The sequence below is a fragment of the Sphingopyxis terrae subsp. terrae NBRC 15098 genome, from assembly GCF_001598815.1.
Lineage (GTDB): Bacteria > Pseudomonadota > Alphaproteobacteria > Sphingomonadales > Sphingomonadaceae > Sphingopyxis > Sphingopyxis terrae.
The window spans coordinates 73160-91900 of sequence record NZ_BCZQ01000020.1; the positions used below are offsets into that span (position 1 = coordinate 73160).

General features: G+C 64.9%; 16 protein-coding genes. 10 read left to right on the forward strand and 6 right to left on the reverse strand.

Translation table 11 applies throughout. From position 1 onward, the window contains the following. Position 1: 1 nt before the first annotated feature. The 6 genes from scpA (at position 2) to STE01S_RS13465 (ending at position 7306) form a co-directional block, all read left to right on the forward strand. Positions 2–2149: a methylmalonyl-CoA mutase gene (scpA, locus tag STE01S_RS13440; protein ID WP_062768445.1), complete on the forward strand. Its 2148-nt coding sequence runs from the start codon at positions 2–4 to the stop codon at positions 2147–2149. Continuing rightward, positions 2146–3426 carry an O-acetylhomoserine aminocarboxypropyltransferase gene (locus STE01S_RS13445; protein ID WP_062768447.1) on the forward strand — a complete coding sequence of 427 codons (1281 nt, stop codon included), beginning with the start codon at positions 2146–2148 and terminating at the stop codon, positions 3424–3426. The genes scpA and STE01S_RS13445 overlap by 4 nt, the downstream gene beginning before the upstream one ends. Then, positions 3423–4433 carry a biotin synthase BioB gene (gene bioB / locus STE01S_RS13450; protein ID WP_174531840.1) on the forward strand — a complete coding sequence of 337 codons (1011 nt, stop codon included), beginning with the start codon at positions 3423–3425 and terminating at the stop codon, positions 4431–4433. Before STE01S_RS13445 ends, bioB begins: the two co-directional genes overlap by 4 nt. Next, on the forward strand, positions 4430–4822 hold the full coding sequence (locus tag STE01S_RS13455) for a lysozyme inhibitor LprI family protein (RefSeq protein WP_255265956.1): 393 nt from the start codon (positions 4430–4432) through the stop codon (positions 4820–4822). The genes bioB and STE01S_RS13455 overlap by 4 nt, the downstream gene beginning before the upstream one ends. After that, positions 4822–6843, forward strand: a complete 2022-nt coding sequence (locus STE01S_RS13460; RefSeq protein WP_062768452.1) for an acetyl-CoA carboxylase biotin carboxylase subunit — start codon at positions 4822–4824, stop codon at positions 6841–6843. The genes STE01S_RS13455 and STE01S_RS13460 overlap by 1 nt, the downstream gene beginning before the upstream one ends. 91 nt (positions 6844–6934) lie before the next feature. Next, positions 6935–7306, forward strand: coding sequence for a tRNA-binding protein (locus STE01S_RS13465; protein ID WP_062768455.1), 372 nt, complete (start codon positions 6935–6937; stop codon positions 7304–7306). On the opposite strand, the gene STE01S_RS13470 is transcribed toward STE01S_RS13465, so the two are convergent. The 6 genes from STE01S_RS13470 to STE01S_RS13495 all read right to left on the reverse strand — a co-directional run bounded on the left by STE01S_RS13470 (position 7303) and on the right by STE01S_RS13495 (position 13273). After that, positions 7303–8682, reverse strand: a complete 1380-nt coding sequence (locus tag STE01S_RS13470; RefSeq protein WP_255265957.1) for a peptide MFS transporter — start codon at positions 8680–8682, stop codon at positions 7303–7305. The two genes, STE01S_RS13465 and STE01S_RS13470, sit on opposite strands and share 4 nt — an antisense overlap. Before the next feature lie 115 nt (positions 8683–8797). Further along, on the reverse strand, positions 8798–10012 hold the full coding sequence (locus tag STE01S_RS13475; protein ID WP_062768458.1) for a dihydroorotase: 1215 nt from the start codon (positions 10010–10012) through the stop codon (positions 8798–8800). After that, positions 10003–10998, reverse strand: a complete 996-nt coding sequence (locus STE01S_RS13480) for an aspartate carbamoyltransferase catalytic subunit (protein WP_003043604.1) — start codon at positions 10996–10998, stop codon at positions 10003–10005. The genes STE01S_RS13475 and STE01S_RS13480 overlap by 10 nt, the downstream gene beginning before the upstream one ends. A gap of 13 nt (positions 10999–11011) precedes the next feature. Beyond that, entirely contained in the window at positions 11012–11362 is a 351-nt protein-coding gene (locus STE01S_RS13485; RefSeq protein ID WP_003043601.1) for a DUF1294 domain-containing protein, read from the reverse strand. 41 nt (positions 11363–11403) lie between these two features. Further along, a complete protein-coding gene (ruvX, locus tag STE01S_RS13490; RefSeq protein WP_062768461.1) occupies positions 11404–11862 on the reverse strand; it encodes a Holliday junction resolvase RuvX in 459 nt (152 codons plus the stop codon). 118 nt (positions 11863–11980) lie between these two features. Beyond that, a complete protein-coding gene (locus STE01S_RS13495; protein ID WP_062768464.1) occupies positions 11981–13273 on the reverse strand; it encodes a DUF3089 domain-containing protein in 1293 nt (430 codons plus the stop codon). Between the two features lie 79 nt (positions 13274–13352). Here STE01S_RS13495 and STE01S_RS13500 point away from each other — a divergent pair, with 79 nt between their 5' ends. From STE01S_RS13500 to gatB, 4 genes are all read left to right on the forward strand, one after another. Beyond that, positions 13353–15131, forward strand: a complete 1779-nt coding sequence (locus STE01S_RS13500; RefSeq protein ID WP_062768576.1) for a DUF4153 domain-containing protein — start codon at positions 13353–13355, stop codon at positions 15129–15131. Between the two features lie 101 nt (positions 15132–15232). Then, the gene (gene gatC, locus STE01S_RS13505) at positions 15233–15535 is read left to right on the forward strand and encodes an Asp-tRNA(Asn)/Glu-tRNA(Gln) amidotransferase subunit GatC (protein ID WP_003043588.1); all 303 of its coding nucleotides are present in this window, start codon (positions 15233–15235) and stop codon (positions 15533–15535) included. A 127-nt stretch (positions 15536–15662) separates the two neighbouring features. After that, entirely contained in the window at positions 15663–17144 is a 1482-nt protein-coding gene (gatA, locus tag STE01S_RS13510) for an Asp-tRNA(Asn)/Glu-tRNA(Gln) amidotransferase subunit GatA (RefSeq protein WP_062768466.1), read from the forward strand. 97 nt (positions 17145–17241) lie between these two features. Beyond that, entirely contained in the window at positions 17242–18708 is a 1467-nt protein-coding gene (gene gatB, locus STE01S_RS13515) for an Asp-tRNA(Asn)/Glu-tRNA(Gln) amidotransferase subunit GatB (protein ID WP_062768469.1), read from the forward strand. Positions 18709–18741: the final 33 nt, after the last annotated feature.

Consider the following 18741-nt stretch of genomic DNA (forward strand, 5'->3'; position numbering starts at 1 on the left):
TATGACCGACAAACCCACCCTCGACCAATGGGCGGCCGCCGCCGACAAGGAAGTGAAGGGTAAAGACCTCACCTGGCACACGCCCGAGGGGATCGATGTCAAACCGCTCTATACGGCGGAGGACGTAACCACCGATCCGGGTCTGCCCGGTTTCGCGCCCTTCACGCGCGGCGTGCGGGCGTCGATGTATGCGGGGCGGCCGTGGACGATCCGGCAATATGCGGGCTTCTCGACCGCCGAGGAATCGAATGCCTTCTATCGCCGCAACCTCGCGGCGGGACAGAAGGGCCTGTCAGTCGCTTTCGACCTTGCCACCCACCGCGGCTATGACAGCGATCATCCGCGCGTCGTCGGCGACGTCGGCAAGGCGGGTGTCGCGATCGACAGCGTCGAGGATATGAAGATCCTGTTCGACGGCATCCCGCTCGACCAGATGTCGGTCAGCATGACGATGAACGGCGCGGTGATCCCGATCCTCGCCTTTTTCATCGTCGCGGGCGAGGAGCAGGGGGTCGAGCGCAAGCTGCTTGACGGGACCATCCAGAACGACATTTTGAAGGAGTTCATGGTCCGCAATACCTATATCTATCCGCCCGAACCCTCGATGCGGATCATCAGCGACATCTTCGGCTACACGTCGCGCGAGATGCCCAAGTTCAACAGCATCTCGATCTCCGGCTATCATATGCAGGAGGCGGGGGCGACGCAGGTGCAGGAGCTTGCCTTCACCATCGCCGACGGCATCGAATATGTGAAATATGGCGTGGCGAGCGGCCTCGACATCGACAAGTTCGCCGGTCGCCTGTCCTTCTTCTTCGCGATCGGCATGAACTTCTTCATGGAGATCGCCAAGCTGCGCGCCGCGCGCGTGCTATGGCACCGCGCGATGACGAAGCTGGGCGCGAAGGACGAGCGCAGCAAGATGCTGCGCACCCATTGCCAGACGTCGGGGGTCAGCCTGACCGAGCAAGACCCCTACAACAATGTCATGCGCACGACGATCGAGGCGATGGCGGCGATGCTGGGCGGCACCCAATCGCTGCACACCAACGCGCTCGACGAGGCGATCGCGCTGCCCACCGACTTTTCGGCCCGCATCGCGCGCAATACGCAGATCGTGATCCAGGAAGAAACGGGCATGTGCAACGTCGTCGATCCGCTCGGCGGCAGCTATTATATCGAGGCGCTGACGCAGCAACTCATCGACAAGGCGCAGGAGATCATCGACCGGGTCGAAAGCGAAGGCGGCATGGCCAAGGCGGTCGCCGCCGGTTGGCCCAAGGCGATGATCGAGGAGGCCGCCGCCGCCCGACAGGCGCGGGTGGACCGCGGCGATGATGTCATCGTCGGCGTGAACAAATATCGCCTGAAGGACGAGGATCTGCTCGAAACGCTGGAGGTCGACAACACCAAGGTTCGCGAGGCGCAGGTCGCGCGGATCAACCGCGTCAAGGCGAGCCGCGACGAGGTCGCCTGCCAGGCCGCGCTCACCGCGCTGCGCCGCGCGGCGGCGGCTCCGCAGTCGATCGAGACCAATCTGCTCGCGCACGCGGTCGATGCGGCGCGCGCGCGCGCGACGCTGGGCGAAATTTCGGACGCGATGGAGGTCAGCTTCGGTCGCTACGGCACGGTGCCGAAGCCGGTGAAGGGCGTTTATGCCGCGCCCTATCAGGGCGACAGCCGCTGGGCGCAGGTCGTCGACGGGGTGAAGGCGGTCGAACGCCGTCTGGGCCGCGCGCCCAAGCTTCTCGTCGCCAAGATGGGGCAGGATGGACACGACCGCGGCGCCAATGTCATCGCCTCGGCGTTCAGCGACATGGGCTTCGATGTGGTGTCCGGGCCCTTGTTCCAGACGCCCGAGGAAACGGTCGTGCTCGCGCTCGAAAGCGGGGTCGATGCGGTCGGCGCGTCGAGCCTTGCCGCCGGGCACAAGACGCTGATCCCCGAACTCATCAAGGGGCTGCGCGAGGCGGGGCGCGGCGATATCAAGGTGATCGCGGGCGGCGTCATTCCGCCGCAGGATTACGACTATCTGCGCGACGCGGGCGTGCAGGGCATCTATGGCCCGGGCAGCAATGTGGTGGAATGCGCCGCCGACGTCCTGCGCCTGCTCGGCCACAATATGCCCCCGCTGGAGGATGCTGCATGAGCGACCATAAACCCGAAACGCTGAGCGTTCACGCCGGCACCGCGCCCGATCCGACGACCAAGGCGCGGATCACGCCGATCTACCAGACTGCATCCTATGTGTTCGACGATGTCGACCATGCGTCGCGCTTGTTCAACCTGCAGGAATTCGGGAATATCTACACCCGGATCATGAACCCGACGAACGGCGCGCTCGAAGGCAAGATCGCGGCGCTGGAGGGCGGGCAGGCGGCGCTAGCGGTTGCCTCGGGCCATGCCGCGCAGTTTCTGGCCTTCCATACGATCATGGAACCCGGGTGCGAGATCGTCGCGGCGAAAAAGCTCTATGGCGGCTCGCTCAACCAGCTGGGGCAGAGCTTTCGCAAGATGGCGTGGACGACGCATTTCGTCGATGCCGACGATCCGGGGAATGTCGCAGCCGCGATCAACGACAGGACGCGCGCGGTCTTCATCGAAAGCCTCGCCAATCCGGGCGGGGTCGTGCAGGATATCGCAGCGATCGCGAAGGTCGCGCACGATGCCGGCGTGCCGCTGATCGTCGACAACACGATGGCGACCCCGATGCTCTGCCGCCCGATCGAACATGGCGCCGACATCGTCGTTCATTCGGCGACCAAATTCCTGAACGGTCATGGCAATGCGATCGGCGGCCTGATCGTCGATGCCGGGACGTTCGACTGGTCAAAAGGCGGCAAATATCCCGCGCTGAGCGAACCCAATGTCTCCTATCACGGGCTGACCTTCACCGATGCGTTCGGACCGCTCGCCTTCATCCTCGCCGCGCGGACGCTCGGCCTGCGCGACCTTGGCCCCGCGCTCGCGCCGATGAACGCCTTTCTTGCGCTCACCGGCATGGAGACGCTTGCGCTGCGCATGGACCGGCATTGCAGCAACGCGATCGCGCTCGCGAAATGGTTGCAGGATCATCCGGCGGTGAGCTGGGTCTCCTATGCCGGGCTGCGCGACAGCCCCTATCACGACCTCGCGCACAAATATCTCGGCGGGCGCGGCGGCGCCGTGTTCACCTTCGGCCTCAAGGGCGGCTACGACGCCGGCGTCAAGCTCGTCTCCTCGGTCAAGCTGTTCAGCCATCTCGCCAATCTTGGCGATACCCGCTCGCTGATCATCCACCCGGCATCGACGACGCACAGCCAGCTTTCGGAGGCCGAACTGGTCGAAGCCGGCGCCGGCCCCGACGTCGTCCGCGTGTCGGTGGGGATCGAACATATCGACGACATCATCGCCGACCTGGCGCAGGCATTGGAGACCGAAGCGTGACCGAAACCCGTACCGACTGGACCCGCGAAGAAATCGCCGCGCTGTTCGACCTGCCGTTCGACGAGCTGATGTGGGAGGCGCAGGGCGTCCATCGCCGCCATCACGCGCGCGGCGAGGTTCAGCTTTGCACGCTGCTGAGCATCAAGACCGGCGGCTGCGTCGAGGATTGCGGCTATTGCTCGCAGTCGAAACATGCCGACAGTGGGCTCAAGGCCACCAAGCTGATGGACGTGCGCGCGGTGCTGCAGGCCGCGGCGCAGGCGAAGGATGCCGGGTCGAAGCGTTTCTGCATGGGCGCCGCCTGGCGCAACCCCAAGGACCGCGACATGGCGAGCATCGTCGAGATGGTCGAGGGCGTGCGGGCGATGGGCTTGGAAACCTGCATGACCCTGGGCATGCTGACCAAGGAACAGGCGCAGACGCTCGCGGTTGCGGGGCTCGACTATTACAACCACAATATCGACACGAGTCCCGAGAATTACGAGAACATCATCTCGACGCGGACGTTTCAGGACCGGCTCGATACGCTGGAAGAAGTCCGCAATGCGGGGATCAACGTCTGTTCGGGCGGGATCGTCGGCATGGGCGAGACGCGCGCCGACCGCGTCGGCTTCATCCACGCGCTTGCGACGCTCGAACGCCATCCCGAAAGCGTGCCGGTCAACGCGCTGGTGCCGGTAAAGGGGACTGTGCTCGGCGACATGCTCGAGGGCACCCCGCTCGCGAAGATCGACGATATCGAATTCGTCCGCACGATCGCGGTCGCGCGCATCACGATGCCCAAATCGATGGTCCGCCTGTCGGCGGGGCGCGAGAGCATGTCGGAGGCGACGCAGGCGCTCTGCTTCATGGCGGGCGCGAACAGCATCTTCACCGGCGACAAGCTGCTGACGACCGCGAACGCGGGCGACAATGCCGACGCGGCGCTGTTCGCAAAGCTAGGGCTGCGCCCGATGGAGAGCGAAGAGCCGATGCGCCAAGGGATGCTGACGGAGGCGGCGGAGTGATCCTCGCCCTTTTCTATTTGGCGGTAGCAGTCGCGGAGGATTCTCCCGTTGATTGCGACAATCAACGATATCAGGTCGAGATGAACTATTGCGCCGGAAAGGCCTATGAGGTCGCGGATGCTGCGCTCAATGCGCAGTGGAAGCTGACCGTGGCCGAGATGCGGTCACGCGATAAGGTGATCGATCGCCGCTATGACAGCCAACCGACGCACTATGACACGCTGCTCGCCGCGCAGCGTGCGTGGCTGACCTATCGCGATCAGCAGTGCCTGGTCGAGAGTTTTGCGGCGCGCGGCGGTAGCATGGCACCGATGCTCCACAGCGGATGCATGGAACGATTGACCAAGGCGCGGACCGCAGAACTAAAGGCACTTGTCGAGGAATATTGATGTTCAAGAAAATCCTGATCGCCAATCGCGGCGAAATTGCCTGCCGCGTCATCAAGACCGCGCGCCGCATGGGCATCGCGACGGTCGCCGTCTATTCGGACGCCGACGCGCGCGCGCCTTTCGTGCAGATGGCCGACGAGGCGGTGCATATCGGGCCGTCGCCGGCGTCCGAATCCTATCTGATCGCCGACAAGATCATCGCCGCGTGCAAGGCGACGGGCGCCGAGGCTGTGCATCCGGGCTATGGCTTCCTGTCGGAACGCACCACCTTTGCCGAGGCGCTGGCGAAGGAAAATATCGCCTTCATCGGCCCGCCGGTGAACGCGATCGCCGCGATGGGCGACAAGATCGAGTCGAAGAAGCTGGCGAAGGAAGCGGGCGTCAACGTCGTCCCCGGCTTCGTCGGCGAAATTCGCGATACCGAGCATGCGGTCGAGATTTCGAACGAGATCGGCTATCCGGTGATGATGAAGGCCAGCGCCGGTGGCGGCGGCAAGGGCATGCGCCTCGCCTATGACGAGAAGGACGTCCGCGAAGGCTTCGAGAGCGTCAAGCGTGAGGGGCTGAACAGCTTCGGCGACGACCGCGTGTTTATCGAGAAATTCATCCTGAACCCGCGCCATATCGAGATCCAGATTCTCGGCGATCAGCACGGCAACATCCTCTACCTCAACGAGCGCGAATGCAGCATCCAGCGCCGCCACCAGAAGGTCGTCGAGGAAGCGCCGTCGCCCTTCGTCACCGAAAAGATGCGCAAGGCGATGGGCGAGCAGTGCGTCGCGCTGTCGAAGGCGGTCGGCTATTACAGCGCGGGCACGGTCGAACTGATCGTGTCGGGCGCCGATCCGACCGGCGAGAGCTTCTACTTCCTCGAAATGAACACCCGGCTTCAGGTCGAGCATCCCGTGACCGAAGCGATTACCGGCATCGATCTGGTCGAACAGATGATCCGCGTCGCGGCGGGCGAGAAGCTCGAAATGACGCAGGACGACATCAAGATCGACGGCTGGGCGATCGAGAACCGCGTCTATGCCGAAGATCCCTATCGCGGTTTCCTGCCCTCGACCGGGCGCCTGACGCGCTACAAACCCCCGGTCGCCGGCTGGACCGACGATGGCGAGGAAAATGGCCGCCGCGGGGTCGATGGCGTGCGCGTTGATGACGGCGTTTATGATGGCGGCGAGGTGTCGATCTTCTACGATCTGATGATCGCCAAGCTGATCACCTGGGGGCAGACGCGCGACGAGGCGGCCGATCTGCAGGTGGCGGCGCTCGACCGCTTCGAACTCGAAGGGCTGGGGCACAATATCGATTTCGTCTCGGCGATCATGCAGCATCCGCGCTTCCGCTCAGGCGAGCTGACCACGGGCTTTATTGCCGAGGAATATCCCGAGGGCTTCCACGGCGCGCCGACCGACGAAGCGGTGACGCGCGCGCTCGCGGCGATCGCGGGCTTCATGGCGAGCGCCGAGGCCGATCGCGCGCGGCGCACCGACGGTCAGCTCGGCGACCGGCTCGACCCGCCCGCGAAGTGGCAGGTGACGATCGACGGCACGAGCCACAAGGTCAAACTCGGCCACAAGCATATCAAGGTCGATGGCGAAAAGATCGACATCGCGCTCGAATATACGCCGGGCGACCGGCTGGTGGTGGCCGAGATCGACGACAGCGAACTGGCGGTGAAGGTCGCGAAAACGCGCACCGGCTGGCGCATGACGACGCGCGGCGCGATCCATAATGTGCGCGTGCTGCCCTGGCACGTCGCGCCGCTCGCGAGCCACATGATCGAAAAGATCCCGCCTGATCTGTCGAAATTCCTCATCTGCCCGATGCCCGGCCTGCTCGTCGCGCTGCATGTCGGCGAAGGGGACAAGGTCGAGGCGGGTCAGCCGCTGGCGACCGTCGAGGCGATGAAGATGGAGAATATCTTGCGCGCCGAAAAATCGGGTGTCGTGAAGACGGTTAACGCAGCGCAAGGCGATAGCCTGGCGGTCGATGCGGTGATTTTGGAGATGGAATAATCCACTTTCGTCATTCCCGCGCAGGCGGGAATCCAGCTAAGGCAGTGAGGAAGCTGGATTCCCGCCTGCGCGGGAATGACGGAGAGTTGGAATGCATCTGAATCACGACGCCGCAGCCCCCGCCGCGGAGCCCATCGCCTTCGACGATTTCCTGCGCGTCGATATCCGCATCGGCACGATCGTCGCGGCAGAGCCTTTTCCCGAAGCGCGCAAGCCGGCGTTCAAGCTGAAGATCGATTTCGGCCCCGCGATCGGTGTCAAGAAGAGCAGCGCGCAGATCGTCGCGCGCTATGGCCTTGAGGATTTGCCGGGGCGGCAGGTTGCGGCGGTCGTCAACTTTCCCCCGCGCCAAATCGGCAAGTTCATGTCCGAAGTGCTGACGCTGGGCTTTGCCGACGCGGCGGGTGAGGTGATCCTCTTTGCCCCTGACCGCGCGGTGCCGAACGGGTCGCGCTTGTTCTAGGCCGCTGCCGTTTCCCCCATCAGCCGTTTCGCGAGGAACAGCTTGAACAGGATGAAAGCGACCAGCCCGACCGCGGCGGTCGCGACATGGAACAGCCAGAAACTGGTCGTCGGTATCGACGAATACCAAGTGCCGACCTCACCGACGATCTTGTTCGCGCCGAAGAAGGCGAGGTAATAAATGCCGACGATCGTCGCGTTGAGCGCCTTCGGTGCCAGCTTGGTGAACAGCGCGAGGCTGACGGGCAGGATATGCGCAAAGCCGACGCTGTTGAGCAGATGGAACATCACGGGCCAGAACAGCCCGATCTTGCCGTCGCCCTGCGTCGCCGCCGCCATGACGAGGCAGAGCCCGCCGGCGATGGTGAAGACGCTGCCGATGATCATCTTGCCCAGTTCGTCGGGTTCGCGGTGGCGCTTGCCGTACCAGACGTAGAAGGCGGCGACCGCTGCGAGCATCGAAAAGCTCGCCGTCGCGTCGATGGTGATCATCCAGCTTGTCGGCAGCGTCTCCCCAAAGAAGGTGAGCTGGAAATGCTGATCGGCCCAGACCAGATAGGCGTTGAAGATTTCCTGATTGGTGAGCAGCGCGACCGCCATCACCGGCACCAGCGTCAGCACCGCCACGACGCGCAGCCAGTCCTGCCGAGACATCGGTTCGCTCGCTTTCGCAGCCGCGCCTTTCGCGGGCCGATTGTCGGCGGGCAGCCATGGCCCCGCCATGATATAGAGGATCAGGCCGATGACCATCACCACGCCCGCGGTGCCGAAACCCCAGTGCCAGCCGACCTTTTCGCCCAGCGTACCCGAAATCAGCGGCGCGGCGATGACGCTGACGTTGATCGCGATATAGAAGATCTGGAACGCCATCGCGCGGCGCAGATCGCCGGGTTTGTAAAGTTCGCCGACCTGGCTCGCGATATTGCCCTTGAACAGTCCCACGCCGACGATCAGCGCGAGCAGGGCGAAGAGGAAGGCGCCCTCGAACGCCATCAGGAAATGACCGATCGCCATGATCAGGCCGCCGGCGATCAACGTCGCGCGCCGCCCGAGCCAACGGTCGGCGATGAAGCCGCCGGCGATCGGGGTCAGATAGACGAGCGAGGTATAATCGCCGAAAATCTTCGACGCGAAGGGCTGGCCGTCGATTCCGCCGTACCAGCCGCGCAGCCACTCCAGTCCGAAGACCCCGCTCGCATGTTCGGGCAGCAGCAGATATTTGACCATGTAGAGCACGAGCAGCGTCTGCATCGAATAATAGGAAAAACGCTCGCACCCTTCGACGAAGGCCAGATAGCCCAGGCCCTTGGGATGGCCCAGAAAGGCGCGGTCGGCGCGGTCCCATGCCCTCTTCGAAATCCGGCGTCGCCTCGGCAATCGTCATATGGTCACTCCCCGAAATTTCGGGCGACCCTAATGTTGCAAATGAAACTTTCCAGACACAATCGACGAACGGCGGCGGGCGTCGATGCGGCTTGTCACGTTCGGGCCGTCAGCGAATCCGCTGGCCGCCCTTCCACAGCGCGGTAACGCGGCCTTGCACCGGCATGCCGTCGAACGGGGTGTTGCCCGCCCAGGCAGCCATCCGCTTCGCATCGACCTGCCACGGCGCACCCTCGTTGATCAGGATCAGGTCGGCCTCGGCACCCACCGTCAGTGCGCCTGCGTCGAGCCCGAGCAGCTTCGCCGGCGTCGCGGCGAGCAGGTCGAACAGGCGCGCCGGGGTGACATGACCATCGCGTACGAGCTGCAGTCCCATCGCGAGCAGCGTTTCGGCGCCCGCCATGCCGGGCAGCGCTTCGGCGAAGGGCAGGCGCTTGTCCTCGGGGCCGCGGGGATCGTGCCCGGATGCCAGCACGTCGATCGTCCCGTCGGCGATGGCGGAGAGGCAGGCGTGCCGGTCGTCTTCGCTGCGCAGCGGCGGCGACAGGCGGGCAAAGGTACGGAAATCGCCGATCGCCGTGTCCGACAGGAACAAGTGGGCGGGGGTTATGCCGCAGGTGACGGGCAGGCCCTTCGCCTTGGCGGCGCGGACAAGGTCGAGCCCGCGCGCGGTGGTGACCTGGCGGAAGTGGATCGGCGCGCCGGTTTCCTCGACAAGCATGATGTCGCGTGCGATCGCCATCGCCTCTGCGATCGCGGGCGCAGAGGCAAGGCCGAGCCGCGTCGCCATCTCGCCATCGGTCGCAACCGCGCCGGCGGTCAGCCCTTCGTCCTCGGAATGGGCGATAACGGTAAGGCCGAGCGAGGCGGCGTAGGACAGCACGCGGCGCATGACGCCGGCATCGGCGATGCGCGCGCGTCCGGTGGCGACCGCGTGCGCGCCCGCCTGCTGCATCAGGCCGATCTCGGCAAGCTCTGCGCCGGCGAGGCCCTTGGTCGCGGCGGCGATCGGGTGAACCCAGAGATCGGGCTTGCCGCCCTTCGCGGCGCGTTCGACCAGACCCGCGCCGTCTAGCGGGCCACTGTCGGGCATAAGCGCCGCGCGCGTTATGCCGCCGAAGTGAAAGGCCGGCTTGTCGGTCGCGAAGACGCCGAAATCGATGATGCCGGGGGCGAGCCATTGGCCCTTGGCATCGACTGTGTCGGTGCCCTCCGGCGTGCCCGATGGGTTCAGCGCCGCGATGCGACCGCCTGCCACCAGCAGACTGCCCGCTTCGCCGCCGAGCAGGCGCGCATTGGCGATCAGGAGGGGCTTCAGTTCCATCCGGGCACCCCCCGCTTGCGGCGCGTCAATATGTCGAGGCAGGCCATACGGACGGCGACCCCCATTTCGACCTGTTCGGTAATCGTCGAGCGCGCCGGATCGTCGGCGACATTACTGTCGATCTCGACCCCGCGGTTCATCGGGCCGGGGTGCATGACGATCGCATCGGGCTTCGCCTTGTCCAGCCGCTGCGGGGTCAGGCCGTAGAGCGCGTGATATTCCCGCGCACTCGGCAGATAGGCGCCGTCCATACGCTCGTTCTGCAGGCGCAGCATCATCACGACGTCGGCGCCTTTCAGCCCTTCGTCCATGTCGGTGAAGGTCGCGACATGCATCCGTTCCATCGCGGGCGGCGTCAGCGTCGGCGGCGCAACGACCCGCACCTCGTTGCCGAGCAGGGTGAGCGCCAGGATGTTCGAACGCGCGACGCGGCTGTGCAATACGTCGCCGCAGATCGCGATCGTCAGCCCTTCGACCCGTCCGAGCCGGCGGCGGATCGTCAGCGCATCGAGCAACGCCTGCGTCGGATGTTCGTGGCGCCCGTCGCCCGCGTTGAGCACCGGGCAATCGACCTTGTCGGCAATCAGTTGCACCGCGCCCGACGACGCATGGCGGATCACCATCGCGTCGGCGCGCATGGCATTCAGCGTCATCGCCGTGTCGATCAGCGTTTCGCCTTTCTTCACGCTTGACTGCGCGGCGTGCATGTTCACGACGTCGGCGCCGAGGCGCTTGCCCGCGATCTCGAACGACAGGAGCGTGCGCGTCGAATTTTCGAAAAAGGCGTTGATGATCGTCAGCCCCTTGAGCCGGTCGTCATGCTTCGCCGCGCCGCTGCGATTGAGTTCGACCCACTCTTCGGCGGCGTCGAGGATGTAGGAAATCTCCCACGGGGTGAGCTGGGCGATACCGGTCAGGTGGCGATGGCGAAAGGCATCGCCGCCGGGCGGATAGTCGCTGGCGGGTCGAGGAGTTGCGCTTGTCATTAAAGCCGAGCCTTTAGGTCGCAGCGCGCAAATAGGCAAGCGCCGTGGATACGAACGGACCGAGTTTGCTCTCCGCTTCGGACAGGACGGGATCGAAGAGGCCGAACGCCCACAAGGTCAGGAGTACGACCTCCATCGCGAACAGAAAATGCATATCGTCCGCGAAGGGCTGTTTGCGCGTTTTGTGGCGAACGAGGCGCGAGGCCGCGACGGTCCCGATTGCGCCGCCGATCCTCGCCCAGTCGAGTAGCGTCGCTTCGCGGATGCGCCAAAGCCCTTTGTCGGCGCGCCGCTTGTCGATTACCATCAGCGCAAAAGCGATCAGGTTGGCGGCAATAAGCCAATAGAGAATATAGGCGGTCATTTTCGGCCGTATAACCGCGAAATACCCGCGAAATGTTAAAGTCAGCGCACCAGCGCGTCGATCGCGCCCTGCAGGATGAAGGCGGCGGCCGCGCTGTCGACGCGCTCGGCGCGCTTGGCGCGGCTGACGTCGGCGGCGATCATCGCACGCTCCACCGCGGCGGTCGACCAGCGCTCGTCCCACAACAGCAAGGGTAGCGCGAGCGGCGTGAGGTTGCGGGCGAAGGCGCGGGTGCTTTGGGTGCGCGGGCTGTCGCTGCCGTCCATGTTGAGCGGCAGGCCGACGACGATGCCGACCACCGATTGCGCGGCGATCAACGCCTTGAGAGCCTCGAAATCGACCGTGAATTTCTTGCGGACGATCGTCTTGTCAGGCGTCGCGAAGCTCCATCCCGCGTCGCACAGCGCAACACCGATCGTCTTGGTCCCGACATCGAGCCCGACAAGGCGGCCGCCACCGGGCAGGGCGGCGGCGAATTCGGAAGCGGCGGTGGTAATCATCGATCGACCCCTAATCCCAAAGCCCTGTCATTGCGAGCGAAGCGAAGCAATCGCCAGCCATCGACTTTCGACTTCACTGCTTGCTGGAGATTGCTTCGCTTTGCTCGCAATAACGTGATCAGGTCCTGGCGGGCGGGGCTGCCGCAGGCTTCGTCGGAAGGGGCAGCGCCCCAGCCGGTGGCGGAACCGGCGATGCCTTCCCCTCGAACGCGGCGAGACGCCGCAGCGCATCGGCGCGGACATTCGCCCAGAAGAGGGTGATGTCATAGACATGATAATTGTTGCCGGGCAGCACATAGCCCGCGACGACAAAATGCTGCGCCGCATCGGCGTCGCCGATCAGCAGGAAGCCGCGATCGTCGTCGCATTTGGCGCCGACCTTGCCGGTGATGAGCTCGCCTTTGCGGAAGCCATCGGACGGTTTGAGCGTGCCGATGTTCGCCTCCGGTCCGGCGGCGGCATCGGGCGTGCCGGTGAGCGGGTTGGTGCAGAGCATGCGCGTGCCCGCGCGCGGGCGTCCATCGAAGCCGATTGTGCCGTCATAGGCGCCGGTGACCATCGAGGTGTCGGCGGGCTCGGCAAAGCTTGCCCAAGACAGGATGCAGCCCTTTTGATCGGGCGTATCGCAGGCGGGCAGGCCGAGCGCGGCCATATCGGTGTCGCGGCTGATCGGCCAGCCGATGACATAAGCGGCCACGATGCGCTTCGCGAGCGGCGTGCCCGCGATGCGGTTCTTGAGCAGCGTCGTCAGATGCAGCGCGCCCTGGCTATGGCCCGCAAGAATGATCGGCTTGTCCTTGGGAATGGCGGCCAGAAAGGCGTCGAACGCCTGTTCGACGTCGCGGTAGGCGGCGTCGATCGCCTTGCCCGCCGTGACGCGGTCTTCGGCCAGAAACGCGCCAAGCGTCGCCTGGCGATAGCGCGGCGCCCATATGGCGCCCGCATCGCCGAATGCGCTTGCCATGCCGCGCACGAACAGCGTGGCGCGGTAATCGGCGTCGGCATCGCCGAGCGGCGCGTTCCAGCTCGCCTTGCTGTAATAGCTTGTCGGGTGGACGAAAAAGACCGCCGCATCGCCGAGCGGAGCGATCGGTGCCGCTCCCGATGCTTCGGCCGCCTTTGCGGGCGCAATCAGCGGCCGTGCGCCCGGTTCAGGGGCGCTTGCTTCGCCGTCTTCCGCTTCGGCGGCGGGCGGCCGCCAGGCCGACGGGTCGTCGGGCAGGCCGGGGCGGGCGATCCACATTTTGGGATTGTCATAGGCGTTGGCCGCCACCGCCGCTTGCGGCACGAAATCGCTGCTCGGAACGAAGGCGACCCGCCCGAACCAGCCGGGATTGAGCTGATAGGCAATGCCGACGCCGAGTATCATCAGGATGATCGCGGCGATGAAATAAAGGAATTTGCGGGCCAAGTCGGGGCTCCATGCGGCGGGAGATATGGGTGCGCTATCTGGCTTGCGCCGCGCCATCAAACAAGCCCAGATGTGGGGCATGACCGACAGCATCGCAAGCGGCGCCGCGCCCGATTCGCCCGTGCTTTCCACTCGCCTCGACGATAGCGATCCGCCGTGGCCGCAGCGCCCCTGGGTCATGGCGGCGCTTTGCGCGACCGCGGGCCTGCTTTTCCACGCCTGCGTCGACCATGGCTATGGCGATCCACTTGACCGTTGGCGGATGGCGCTCGCGACCTTCGTCGCGGTCGCAACGCTGGTGTTCACGCTCGGCATGGAAATCCGCCGCGTGCATTGGGCCGCAGGCTTCGCGCTTCTGTGGGGCGCGATCATGGCGCTGATCGTGTGGAACGGGGCAGGCTATAATTTCGATGCCTCGCCCTTCGAATGGCCCTTCTGGTCGGGGTTGCTGGCGGTCCTGGTCGCCACGCCGCTCTTTCAGACGCGCCGCGACGTCGCGCCCGACGGACGGTTCTGGAAGCTGTGGCAGATGCCCTACGACCGGCTGCACAGCCACGCCTGGACCGACGCGGTGATCGGGGCGGCATCGCTGGCGTTCGTCGGCCTGTCCTTCCTGCTCACCGTGCTGATTGGCGAAATGTTCCACCTGATCGGCATCGACCTGATCCGCGAACTGCTGCGCGGCGAATGGTTCGGCTGGATGCTCGCGGGGGCAGCGTTCGGCGGCGCGGTCGGCCTGCTGCGGGAGCGCGACAAGCTCGTTGCGACGTTGCAGCGGCTGGTGATGATCGTGCTTTCGGTGCTGGCCCCGGTACTCGCCGCAGCGTTGCTGATATTTTTGCTGTCGCTTGTCGGGACGGGCCTGCAACCCTTGTGGCGCTCGGGCTTTTCGACCGCGGCGCTGATGATGGCGGCGGCCGCCTTTGCCGTGTTGCTCGCCAATGCCGCGATCGGCAACGGCCGGGACGAGCGCGCGGGCAACCGGCTGCTGCATATTGCCGCGGCGGCGCTGGTCGCGGTGGTTCTGCCGCTCGCGGTGATTGCCTTTTATTCGATGCACCTGCGCGTGCTCCAATATGGCTGGACGCCCGAGCGGCTGTGGGGCGTGATCGCGGCGGTAATCGCCGTCGCTTATGGCCTGTCGGGGCTGTGGTCGGTCATCCGCGGACGGCATGATTTCGACGATCTGTTGCGGCCCCTGCAACAGAAATTGGCGATCGGGCTGGTCCTGCTTGCAGGTTTCCTGGCGCTGCCCATCGTCGATTTCGGCGCGATCGCAACGCGGGATCAGCTTGCGCGGCTGGAAAACGGCAAGGTCGGTGCGGACAAGTTCGACTGGGCGGCGCTGGCGTTCGATTTCGGGCCGAGCGGGCGGCAGGCGTTGGCGCGTCTCGCCAAGTCGCCCGACAAGGCGCGCGCGAACCGCGCGAAAATCGCCATGAGCGCGAAGAACCGCTGGGACTTGGGCCCCGGCGATGACGGCGATGCGGCGAAAGTCGCCTATCGCGTGACGCCGCTCGCCGACAAGGTTCGCGTCCTGCCGGCCGCGCGGACCCTGATTCCGGAGGTCGAGAAGGCGATCGAGGATCAGCAATGGTGCCGCGATGCACCCTGTATTCTATACTGGCTGTCGGATCAGCGCGTCGCGGTGATCGGACGGGGGCAGGCGCGGGTGATGATGCTCGAACGCGACGCCAAGGGCCGCTGGAGCCCGAACTATGCGCTGGGCGACAGCCCGTCGCGCGGCGACACGGGGCTGACGATCGACGATCTGGTCAAGGCGCCGGTCGAACTGCGCACGGTCCAGCGCCGACAGCTTTTCGTTGGCGGCAAGGCCGTGGGCGGCAATTTCGAATAAGGGCATCAACGGATATAGCCGCGCCGCGGCGGTCAGGATCATAGTTGATGCGGTGCGGCGAGGGTGCTAGCGGCGCTGCTTCTCCCGATAAGGCGACAGACATGGCAATCGATCAAGCAACAGTCCGGAAAATTGCGTCGCTCGCGCGCATCGCCATCACCGATGACGAAGCCGCAGCGATGGAAGGCGAACTCAACGGTATCCTCGGCTGGGTCGAGCAATTGGGCGAGGTCGATGTGACCGGCGTCGAGCCGATGACCGCCGTCATCCCGAACACGCTGCGCCTGCGCGACGATGTGGTTGACGCCGACCCGCTGACCGGCGGCAACCGCCGCGACGATATTCTTGCCAATGCGCCCGAACCACAGCACGGCTTCTTTGGCGTGCCGAAGGTGATCGAATGATACGCCTTGCTCTTTTTCCGTTTGCCCTGACCCCGGATCAAGTCCGGGGGAAGGGCCGTTCTTCTCTTCACCGTTCGAAAAATGAAGAACGGTGCTTCGACAAGCTCAGCACGAGCGGGTTTGGGAAATGACTGATCTTACGAATCTCACCGTTGCAGAAATTCGCGACGGCCACCGCGCGGGCGATTTTAGCGCCGTCGAAGTGGCCGAGGCGTTCAACGCTAATGTCGCGGGCGCCAAGGCGCTCAACGCCTTCATCGTCGAGACGCCCGACCGCGCGATCGAGGCCGCCAAAGTGGCGGATGCTGACCGCGCCGCCGGGACGCTGAAGCCGCTGTCGGGCGTTCCTATCGGCATGAAGGATCTGTTCGCGACGAACGGTGTCCAGACGACCGCCGCGAGCCATATGCTCGAAGGTTTTGTGCCGCGGTACGAATCGACCGTCAGCCAAAAATTGTGGGACGCAGGTTGCGGCATGCTCGGCAAGCTCAACCTCGACCAGTTCGCGATGGGCTCGTCGAACGAGACGAGCTATTTCGGCAACGTCATCTCGCCGTGGAAGCGCAACGACGGCGGTAACGCTGCGCTCGCGCCCGGCGGTTCTTCGGGTGGCAGTTCGTCGGCGATCGCGGCGCGGCTTTGCCCCGCGGCCACCGGCACCGACACCGGCGGCTCGATCCGCCAGCCCGCGGCCTTCACCGGTATCTCGGGGATCAAGCCGACCTATGGCCGCTGCTCGCGCTGGGGCATCGTCGCCTTCGCCAGCTCGCTCGACCAGGCGGGACCGATGGCGCGCGACGTTCGCGACTGCGCGATCATGCTCGAAAATATGGCGGGCTTCGATCCGAAGGATGCGACCAGCCTCGACCTGCCCGTACCCAATTGGGAAGCGGCCTTATCGAGTGATCTCAAAGGCAAGAAGGTTGGCATTCCCAAGGAATATCGCCTCGAGGGTATCGATCCCGAGATCGATGCGATGTGGGACGCCGGGATTGCGATGCTGAAGGATGCGGGGGCCGAGGTCGTCGAGATCAGCCTGCCGCACACCAAATATGCGCTGCCGACCTATTATATCATCGCGCCGGCCGAAGCCTCGTCGAACCTCGCGCGCTATGACGGCGTGCGCTATGGTTTGCGCGATCTGCCGCAGGGAGCGGGCTTGCAGGACATGTATGCCGCGACGCGTGCCGACGGCTTCGGTCCCGAGGTCAAGCGTCGCATCATGATCGGCACCTATGTGCTGTCGGCGGGCTTCTACGACGCCTATTACACGCAGGCGCAAAAGGTGCGGGCGCTGATCTCGCGTGACTTTACCGCGGCGTTCGAGACGTGCGACGTGATCCTCGCGCCGACCGCGCCGTCGGCGGCGTTCGGTTTGGGCGAAAAGACCGCCGATCCACTGTCGATGTATTTGAACGACGTGTTCGCGGTGCCCGCGAGCCTCGCGGGGCTGCCCGCGATGTCGGTCCCCGCGGCGCTGAACCGCGAAGGGCTGCCGCTCGGCTTGCAGATCATCGGCAAGGCGTTCGACGAGCAGGGCGTACTCAACGCCGGGCTGGCGATCGAGGAGCGGGCGGGCTTCACCGCGCGGGCGGAGAAGTGGTGGTGATTTAGCGGTGTGCTCCCGCGAAGGCGGGAGCCCAGAGCGGCCTAGCGCTGCCCCGCACTGGATCCCCGCCTTCGCGGGGATACAAGAAGGAACGAAGATGTCTGATTATCGCATCAAGGGCGAAACCGGCGAGTGGGAGGTCGTGATCGGCCTCGAGGTCCATGCGCAGGTCACCTCCAACGCCAAGCTGTTCTCGGGCGCCGCGACGGCGTTCGGGGCCGAGCCGAATACGCAGGTCAGCCTTGTCGACGCCGCGATGCCCGGCATGCTGCCGGTGCCGAACCGCGAGTGCATCCGCCAGGCGGTGCGCACGGGCATGGCGATCGACGCGCAGATCAACAAATGGTCGCGCTTCGACCGCAAGAATTATTTCTACGCCGACCTGCCGCAGGGCTATCAGATTTCGCAGCTCTATCATCCGCTTGTCGGCGAAGGTTCGCTGACGATCGAGGCCGATGAGAAGGCCGGAATCGCCGCCGACAAGGTGATCGGAATCGAGCGTATCCATGTCGAACAGGACGCCGGCAAGCTGATGCACGACCAGCATCCGACGATGTCGTTCGTCGATTTGAACCGTTCGGGCGTCGCGCTGATGGAAATCGTGTCGAAGCCCGACATGCGCTCGCCCGCCGAGGCCGGGGCCTATGTCCGCAAGCTGCGCGCGATCCTGCGCTATGTCGGATCGTGCGACGGCAATATGGAAGAAGGCTCGATGCGCGCGGACGTGAACGTCAGCGTCCGCAAGCCCGGCGACGAATTCGGCACGCGCACCGAGACAAAGAATGTGAACTCGGTGCGCTTCGTCATGCAGACGATCGAATATGAAGCAAAGCGCCAGGTCGAGGTGCTGGAGGCCGGCGGCACGGTCGATCAGGAAACGCGCCTCTTCAACCCCGACACCGGCACCACGCGGACGATGCGGTCGAAGGAAGACGCGCACGACTATCGCTATTTCCCCGACCCCGACCTGTTGCCGCTCGAACTCGACGATGCGTTCCTCGCCGAGTGCCGCGACAGCCTGCCCGAACTGCCTGACGCCAAGCGCGCGCGCTACCTGGGGCTGGGCATTTCGGCCTATAACGCCGACGTGCTGACTGCCGAGGTCGAAAATGCCCGTTGGTTCGACGCGCTGCTCGAAACCGGCGCCGAGCCCAAGGCGGCGGCGAACTGGGTGACCAGCGAGCTGTTCGGAGCGCTCAACCGGCTCGGCAAGGACATCGGCGATTGCCCCGTGACCCCGGCGCAGGCGGGCGAACTGCTCGGCCTGGTTGCCGACGGCACGATCTCGGGCACGATTGCGAAACAGGTCTTCGAAAAGATGCTCGAAACCGGCGACGGCGCCGCCGCGATTGTCGATCGCGAGGGCCTCAAGCAGACGAGCGACACGGGCGCGATCGAGGCGGAAATCGCCAAGGTTCTTGCCGCCAATGCCGACAAGGTCGAGCAGTATAAGGGTGGCAAGGAAGCGCTGTTCGGCTTCTTCGTCGGTCAGACGATGAAGGCGATGCAGGGCAAGGCGAACCCGCAGGTCGTGAACGAGCTGCTGAAAAAGGCGCTTTCCTGAAGGCGCTGGCGATGTTGTTAGGGGAGGGCGGCC

Bases quoted from the DNA above. Each gene is read 5' to 3' on its own strand.
- STE01S_RS13475 (WP_062768458.1), bottom strand. From the start codon at position 10,012: ATGGAACTGAAGCCCCTCCTGATCGCCAATGCGCGCCTGCTCGGCGGC.
- STE01S_RS13500 (WP_062768576.1), top strand. From the start codon at position 13,353: ATGACCGACAGCATCGCAAGCGGCGCCGCGCCCGATTCGCCCGTGCTT.
- ruvX (WP_062768461.1), bottom strand. From the start codon at position 11,862: ATGATTACCACCGCCGCTTCCGAATTCGCCGCCGCCCTGCCCGGTGGC.
- STE01S_RS13445 (WP_062768447.1), top strand. From the start codon at position 2,146: ATGAGCGACCATAAACCCGAAACGCTGAGCGTTCACGCCGGCACCGCG.
- STE01S_RS13480 (WP_003043604.1), bottom strand. From the start codon at position 10,998: ATGACAAGCGCAACTCCTCGACCCGCCAGCGACTATCCGCCCGGCGGC.
- STE01S_RS13465 (WP_062768455.1), top strand. From the start codon at position 6,935: ATGCATCTGAATCACGACGCCGCAGCCCCCGCCGCGGAGCCCATCGCC.
- gatC (WP_003043588.1), top strand. From the start codon at position 15,233: ATGGCAATCGATCAAGCAACAGTCCGGAAAATTGCGTCGCTCGCGCGC.
- scpA (WP_062768445.1), top strand. From the start codon at position 2: ATGACCGACAAACCCACCCTCGACCAATGGGCGGCCGCCGCCGACAAG.
- STE01S_RS13485 (WP_003043601.1), bottom strand. From the start codon at position 11,362: ATGACCGCCTATATTCTCTATTGGCTTATTGCCGCCAACCTGATCGCT.
- gatB (WP_062768469.1), top strand. From the start codon at position 17,242: ATGTCTGATTATCGCATCAAGGGCGAAACCGGCGAGTGGGAGGTCGTG.
- STE01S_RS13460 (WP_062768452.1), top strand. From the start codon at position 4,822: ATGTTCAAGAAAATCCTGATCGCCAATCGCGGCGAAATTGCCTGCCGC.
- gatA (WP_062768466.1), top strand. From the start codon at position 15,663: ATGACTGATCTTACGAATCTCACCGTTGCAGAAATTCGCGACGGCCAC.